Consider the following 6,035-nt stretch of genomic DNA (forward strand, 5'->3'; position numbering starts at 1 on the left):
CTCGAAACCGATCCGCTGGGTGTCGGCAAGGATGGCAAGCCGGTCTATCTGAAAGACATCTGGCCTTCGAACAAGGAAGTCGGCGACACGATTGCAGGCGCGATCAACCCGCAGATGTTCAAGGACAATTACGCTGATGTATTCAAGGGCGACTCGCGCTGGAATCACATCGCGTCACCCGACGGAAACCAGTACGCCTGGGATGATTCGACCTACATCAAGAATCCGCCGTACTTCGAAGGCATGACCATGGACGTTGCCAAGGTCGAAGATATCCACGGCGCCAGCGTTCTCGGGCTGTTTGGTGATTCGATCACCACGGATCACATCTCGCCAGCCGGCACGATCAAGAAGGATTCGCCTGCCGGGCGCTACCTGATCGAGCACGGCGTCAAGCCGAAGGATTTCAATTCCTACGGATCGCGACGCGGCAATGATGATGTGATGGTGCGTGGCACGTTCGCCAATATCCGCATCAAGAACCTGCTGCTTGATGGTGTCGAGGGCGGCTTCACCATGCATATGCCTTCCGGCAAGGAAATGCCGATCTATGACGCAGCCATGGAATACAAGGCCGCAGGCACACCGCTGATCGTGCTGGCAGGCAAGGAGTACGGAACGGGTTCATCGCGCGACTGGGCGGCGAAAGGAACCCTGTTGCTCGGCGTGAAGGCCGTGATCGCCGAAAGCTACGAACGAATCCATCGCTCCAACCTGGTCGGCATGGGTGTACTGCCCTGTCAGTTCAAGCCGGGGGAAAACGCAAAATTGCTTGGCCTGAATGGGCGCGAGAAATTCGACATCCTCGATCTGGACGATGCAAATGCCAGCGAAGCCCGCGTGATCGCTACAGCGGAAGATGGCAGCAAGAAGGAGTTCAAGGTTGATGTCCGGCTGGCGACTCCGAAGGAGCGCGACTTCTTCCGTCACGGCGGCATCCTGCCTTATGTGTTGCGTCAGCTCGCGGGATCCCAGCCATCTGCCTGAGTGCGGGCCAATTCATATGCGGGTGTCGAAAGGCATTCGCATTGCGCCCGGCGTTTCGTCGGCTGCCGGCCATGCCCGGCTAGAGTGCCCGCTCCCACTGTGCGCTGATGCATAGCCAATCGCCGTCAACCTTGCGCCAGCCACTGGAAATCCGATGAACGGATCCGCGTTCGGGAATCCAGCGGCCGCTGCCGCCCAGCATCGTCACAGACTGGCTGGCCGTCGCCCGCTCTCCCTGCAATTCGATGTCGATGGGGCCGGTACTGATGCTGATTCGGGAGTTCGCCAGCACCTGGGTCCGCAGCAGATTGTGCAGGGCCTGGCGATCGAATTCACCACTGCCGCCGACAAAGTCGTCTGCGACATGCTGCATGAAAGATGCGGGATCGGCGGACTCCATGGCTGATTGCATTTCGGCCATGGCAGCGCGGATCTGCTCTTCATCGGAAGGTCGTGAGCAGCCAAGAATGCTTGCCATCAGCACGGCCAGCATCAGGGCCTTGCACAGGTTTACGCCAAAACATGCGGCATATTCGGATGTTTGCGCGCGCCGGGGCATGTGCATGCTGGTGACTCCTGATGTCGGATCGGTTCGAATCTGGCCGTGTTGCGCTGCAGTGCGCCTTGCTGCCTGTTCGCGCCTTGTGTTGCAATCAAGCTCTATCCGCCCGCGTATGGTGCGGGCAACGCAAACCCGTGCCTGCCATCACCTTGATCTGCAACGTTAGCGCTAACCTGGAGCATACATGTCAAGCAGCAATAGTCGTCCCTGGTTGAGCCACTACCCCGAAGGCGTTCCCGCAGAAATCGATCTGGAGGAGTTCTCTTCCATCGTTGCACTGCTGGAGAACTGCTTTGCGCGCTTCGAAAGTCGGCCGGCGTTTTCCAACATGGGCCGCACCATCAACTACGGTGAACTCGACCGATTGAGTTGCCAGTTTGCCAGCTTCCTGGTCAATGACCTCAAGTGCGAGAAGGGTGACCGCATCGCGATGATGCTGCCGAATGTGCTGCAGTATCCGATCGCCATTTGCGGTGCGCTTCGCGCGGGCATGATCGTGGTCAATACGAATCCGATGTACACGGCTCGCGAACTGAAACATCAGCTGGAGGATTCCGGGGCAAAGGCCATCCTCGTTCTGGACAATTTCGCACACACTGTGGCTGAGGTCATGAACGAAACCCCGGTCAAGCATGTGATCACGACCGGGCTGGGCGACATGCTCGGATTCCCCAAATCCCTAATCACGAATTTCGTCGTCAAGCACGTCAAGAAGATGGTGCCCGCGTATTCGATCCAGGGCGCGATACGCTTCAGAGACGCCTTGCAACGCGGCGAAGGCAAGAAGGTTCCGAGCCCCGACGTTTCCGCTTCCGACATTGCCTTCCTGCAATACACCGGCGGCACCACCGGTGTTGCAAAAGGCGCGATGCTGACTCATCGCAACATGATCGCCAATATGCAGCAATCCTGCGCATGGATCAGTGGGGGCATGACCGAGGGTGAAGAGGTCATCATCACGGCATTGCCGCTCTACCATATCTTTGCATTGACGGCGAACTGCCTGACCTTCATGAAGATTGGTGGTCTCAACCACCTGATTACCAATCCACGCGACATGCCCGGGTTCGTGGCCGAACTTGCTAGAACCCGCTATACCAGCATCACTGGCGTGAATACGCTATTCAACGGCCTGCTCAATACGCCGGGTTTCGACAAGCTCGATTTCTCCAGCCTGCGCATGACGCTGGGGGGCGGCATGGCAGTGCAACGCTCGGTTGCGGAGCGTTGGCAGAAGGTGACCGGTTCGACTCTGGCCGAAGCCTATGGCCTGACTGAAACCTCACCGGCGGTGTGCATCAATCCTCTGAACATCACCGGATACAACGGTTCGATCGGATTGCCGATTCCGTCCACCGAGGTGTGTATCCAGAATGACAATGCCGAAGTTCTTGCGGTCGGCGAGACCGGCGAACTTTGCGTACGTGGCCCGCAAGTCATGAAGGGCTACTGGAATCGTGAGGAGGAGACAGCAAAGATCATCGATGCGGACGGATGGCTGCATACCGGCGACATTGCAAGGATGGACGAGAAAGGCTTCTTCTATATCGTCGATCGCAAGAAGGACATGATCCTGGTGTCGGGCTTCAACGTGTATCCCAACGAGATAGAAGATGTCGTTGCATCAATGCCGGGAATCCTCGAAGTTGCGGCAATCGGCATTCCCGACGAGAAATCCGGCGAGGCGGTCAAGCTGGTTATCGTCAGGAAGAACCCGGCGCTCACCGAGGCGGAGGTACGTGCCCACTGCCGCAAGGAACTGACTGGCTACAAGCAGCCAAAGATCGTGGAATTTCGCGACTCATTGCCCAAGACCAACGTAGGCAAGATCCTGCGACGTGAACTGAGAGACGCACCAGCCACGACACCCTGATTCTTGTCCGAATTCAATCCTGATCAGCGGCCGGCTTCGGCGTGTCCATGTAGTCGGCGAACTGACCGAGCAATCCCCACAGGGCATGCTCCTTGTCCTCGGGAATGTTGGTGTATGCGAAGCCGATGTGATCCGGAGTCAGGCGACTGACATTGGCTTCCAGGTGGATGTGCAGGTCATCGCCAATCAGCAAGTCGAGCACGCAGCGCTCGCCAGGATTGGCATTCCACTCTGCCGGTCTTTGGGTAAGCAGGCCGGTCGCCGAGATGTTTTCGACCTCGGTTACCCATGACAGCGGCCCCATGCTGACAAGCACTATGGATCGAATAGGCATTCGCGCGTGACGCGAGTACCGCTCGCCTGGTTGATCACTCATCCCACCCCCTCGACTTGGCCGCACTTTGCGGCAATCGGCCCGAACAAGCTGGCTGTATTGAATCCGGCCTGATTCGGGTTGAATCCCCGCACTGCATCCAGCACGAATCGGGCCAAGATTGCCCGATCAAGCGGGCGCAGGGGAGTAGGACTGTAACAAGAGGTTAATTGTGTGAAACGCGTCACAGAACACAGCTAGCCGGTTTAAGGGGCCTTGTCAATTATTCCGCTAGACTGAAATTGATCGCTTTGACTTTGAATTTGAAAGCAAATTTGGTGATGAGCACTTGCCGCTCTTCCCGCGCGATCCGGTAGGCGGCTCCAGACCATAAGGAATTGCCCCCATGTCCGCATTAGAACTCGTTCGTTACAACCAAGAAAGCCGCCTGCTCCGTTCGCAGGAAGATTTTTCCGCCAATACCCACTGGTGTTTCATGCACGCGCAGCGCTTCCCTCTGGCTGGCGGCTATCGAGCATGCTTCTCCACTCAGCTCATCCGGGAAGTCCGCGAGTTCCAGAAGCGCACCGCAGACCGATTGACCACGATTGCCGCCACTTCGGATTCGCGTCTGGCCCATATAGTTCTTGCTTCCGATACAGATGTGTTCAATCTGGGCGGTGACCTGAATCTCTTTTGCAGACTTATCCGTGAACGTAATCGCGAACATCTGCTCGCCTATGCACGTCAGTGCGTGGAGGGGATCTACGCATTCCACGCTCACTTGAATCGCAATGCGCATACCATTGCGCTGGTCCAGGGTGATGCGCTCGGCGGGGGATTCGAGGCTGCATTGTCGTGCCAGACCATCATCGCCGAAGAAGGAATCGGCATGGGCTTCCCCGAAGTCCTGTTTGATCTCTTCCCCGGAATGGGCGCCTACTCGTTCCTGTGCCAACGCGTAGCACCCAAGGTCGCCGAAGAAATGATGCTCAATGGCTCGGTCTACTCGAGCGAAGAGCTGCACAGCATGGGAATAGTCGACGTGCTGGTCCCGCGCGGTGACGGATTGCAGGCGACTCACGATTTCATCCGCCGCAACCAGAGAATCTCGCATGCCCGCAGCGCCATGAACCGGGTTCGTGAGATTGCCCAGCCAGTCAACCTGATCGAGCTGATGCAGATCACTGAAGTCTGGGTGGATACCGCCCTTCAGCTCGGTGAAAAATCCCTGCGGACGATGGAGCGACTTGTTCGTGCGCAGGAAAAGCGCCCCACGGGCCCTGCCCCGGCGCGTGCAGAAACCAGCATGCCGGAAGCCAGGGCTGCTGCGATGTAAACGGCACCACGGCAGAAAACATTGAACGAGGCAGTCGGGACTCACGTCCTGAACGATACGAAGAGTCAACGAACAAGCAACGGATTCGCCACAGGCCTTGCCTGAACAGGGGATTTAGAGTCGCTCGCACTGCGTGCACATGCCCATGGCTGTGCCGCAGGATCCCTGTGGCGAACAAGTACCGTTGACCGGAAGAAACACCGCCAACTTACTGGCGCTCTGGCTCGCCTTCTTTCACCCGTCTGCCCCAGAATGTCTTGAGCGCAGACTGCACCCGATCAAGCTGGATGCTGAGGTCCTCCACGGACAGCCGCCAATCCTTTGCCAGCTCCCAATTGCCGAGACGCATCGATTCGCTGGCTGATTCGGCCAACTGCACCGCGCCCATATTCTCGGCGACTCCCTTCAGCGCATGGCATTGATCGCGAAACAGGTCCCACTGCTCCGCATTGGCCAACTTTTCGATTTCCGCGATGCACCGGACCGAGTCGCGCACGCACTCATCCACGAAAACCTGAAGGAACTGATCGCCGAGTTGCAGTTCCTGGAGTTCGTCCAGAACCTTCCTCGAGATCACGACGTCATCTGACACCCGGTCTTCGGCATCTTTCGACTTGACCATGGCTTGCGATGGTCCGGACGAAACTTCCGAAAGGGTATCCAGCAGCTTGGTGATGGAAACCGGTTTGGTAAGGAACGCACGGGCACCTGCGCGCTCGGCGGCTCGCATGGTTTCCGAGGTGGCGTCGGCGCTCAACACCAGGAACGGCGTGCGATCACCGGAAACCTGCATGACACGAGCCTGCTTGATCGTGTCGATACCGCTGAGCCCCGGCATGTGCAGATCCACGATGGCGAGATCAAAATGCTCGCGCTCCATTGCATCGAGCACTTCTTCGCCGCTGTTGACCTCCAGGACTCGATGGCCCGCTTTTTCGAGCATGCGGCCGAGAACCGTGAG

At 57.8% G+C, this 6,035-nt stretch carries 5 protein-coding genes and 1 pseudogene; 3 read left to right on the forward strand and 3 right to left on the reverse strand.

Annotated elements, in window-relative coordinates:
- Nucleotides 1-987 (forward strand): annotated as a pseudogene (acnA, locus tag WBP53_RS00490) (aconitate hydratase); the annotation flags it as partial.
- A 79-nt stretch (nt 988-1,066) separates the two neighbouring features.
- Here the strand turns inward: acnA and WBP53_RS00495 are convergent.
- Nucleotides 1,067-1,552: a YybH family protein gene (locus WBP53_RS00495; RefSeq protein ID WP_423924843.1), complete on the reverse strand. Its 486-nt coding sequence runs from the start codon at nt 1,550-1,552 to the stop codon at nt 1,067-1,069.
- A gap of 181 nt (nt 1,553-1,733) precedes the next feature.
- Here WBP53_RS00495 and WBP53_RS00500 point away from each other — a divergent pair, with 181 nt between their 5' ends.
- Nucleotides 1,734-3,422, forward strand: coding sequence for an AMP-binding protein (locus tag WBP53_RS00500; RefSeq protein WP_423924845.1), 1,689 nt, complete (start codon nt 1,734-1,736; stop codon nt 3,420-3,422).
- A 13-nt stretch (nt 3,423-3,435) separates the two neighbouring features.
- On the opposite strand, the gene WBP53_RS00505 is transcribed toward WBP53_RS00500, so the two are convergent.
- A complete protein-coding gene (locus tag WBP53_RS00505; RefSeq protein WP_423924847.1) occupies nt 3,436-3,798 on the reverse strand; it encodes a PilZ domain-containing protein in 363 nt (120 codons plus the stop codon).
- Nucleotides 3,799-4,141: 343 nt separating this feature from the next.
- On the opposite strand from WBP53_RS00505, the gene WBP53_RS00510 reads away from it, so the two are divergent.
- A complete protein-coding gene (locus WBP53_RS00510; protein ID WP_423924849.1) occupies nt 4,142-5,074 on the forward strand; it encodes a crotonase/enoyl-CoA hydratase family protein in 933 nt (310 codons plus the stop codon).
- Between the two features lie 208 nt (nt 5,075-5,282).
- On the opposite strand, the gene WBP53_RS00515 is transcribed toward WBP53_RS00510, so the two are convergent.
- A partial coding sequence (locus tag WBP53_RS00515) for a response regulator (RefSeq protein WP_423924850.1) occupies nt 5,283-6,035 on the reverse strand: 753 nt, incomplete at its 5' end.

The sequence above is a fragment of the Dokdonella sp. genome (genome assembly GCF_049593775.1).
Classification (GTDB): domain Bacteria; phylum Pseudomonadota; class Gammaproteobacteria; order Xanthomonadales; family Rhodanobacteraceae; genus Dokdonella.

What these genes read in the sequence shown, in the direction of transcription:
- WBP53_RS00495 (WP_423924843.1), bottom strand. Translation starts at nt 1,552, where the DNA reads ATGCACATGCCCCGGCGCGCGCAAACATCCGAATATGCCGCATGTTTT.
- WBP53_RS00500 (WP_423924845.1), top strand. Translation starts at nt 1,734, where the DNA reads ATGTCAAGCAGCAATAGTCGTCCCTGGTTGAGCCACTACCCCGAAGGC.
- WBP53_RS00510 (WP_423924849.1), top strand. Translation starts at nt 4,142, where the DNA reads ATGTCCGCATTAGAACTCGTTCGTTACAACCAAGAAAGCCGCCTGCTC.
- WBP53_RS00505 (WP_423924847.1), bottom strand. Translation starts at nt 3,798, where the DNA reads ATGAGTGATCAACCAGGCGAGCGGTACTCGCGTCACGCGCGAATGCCT.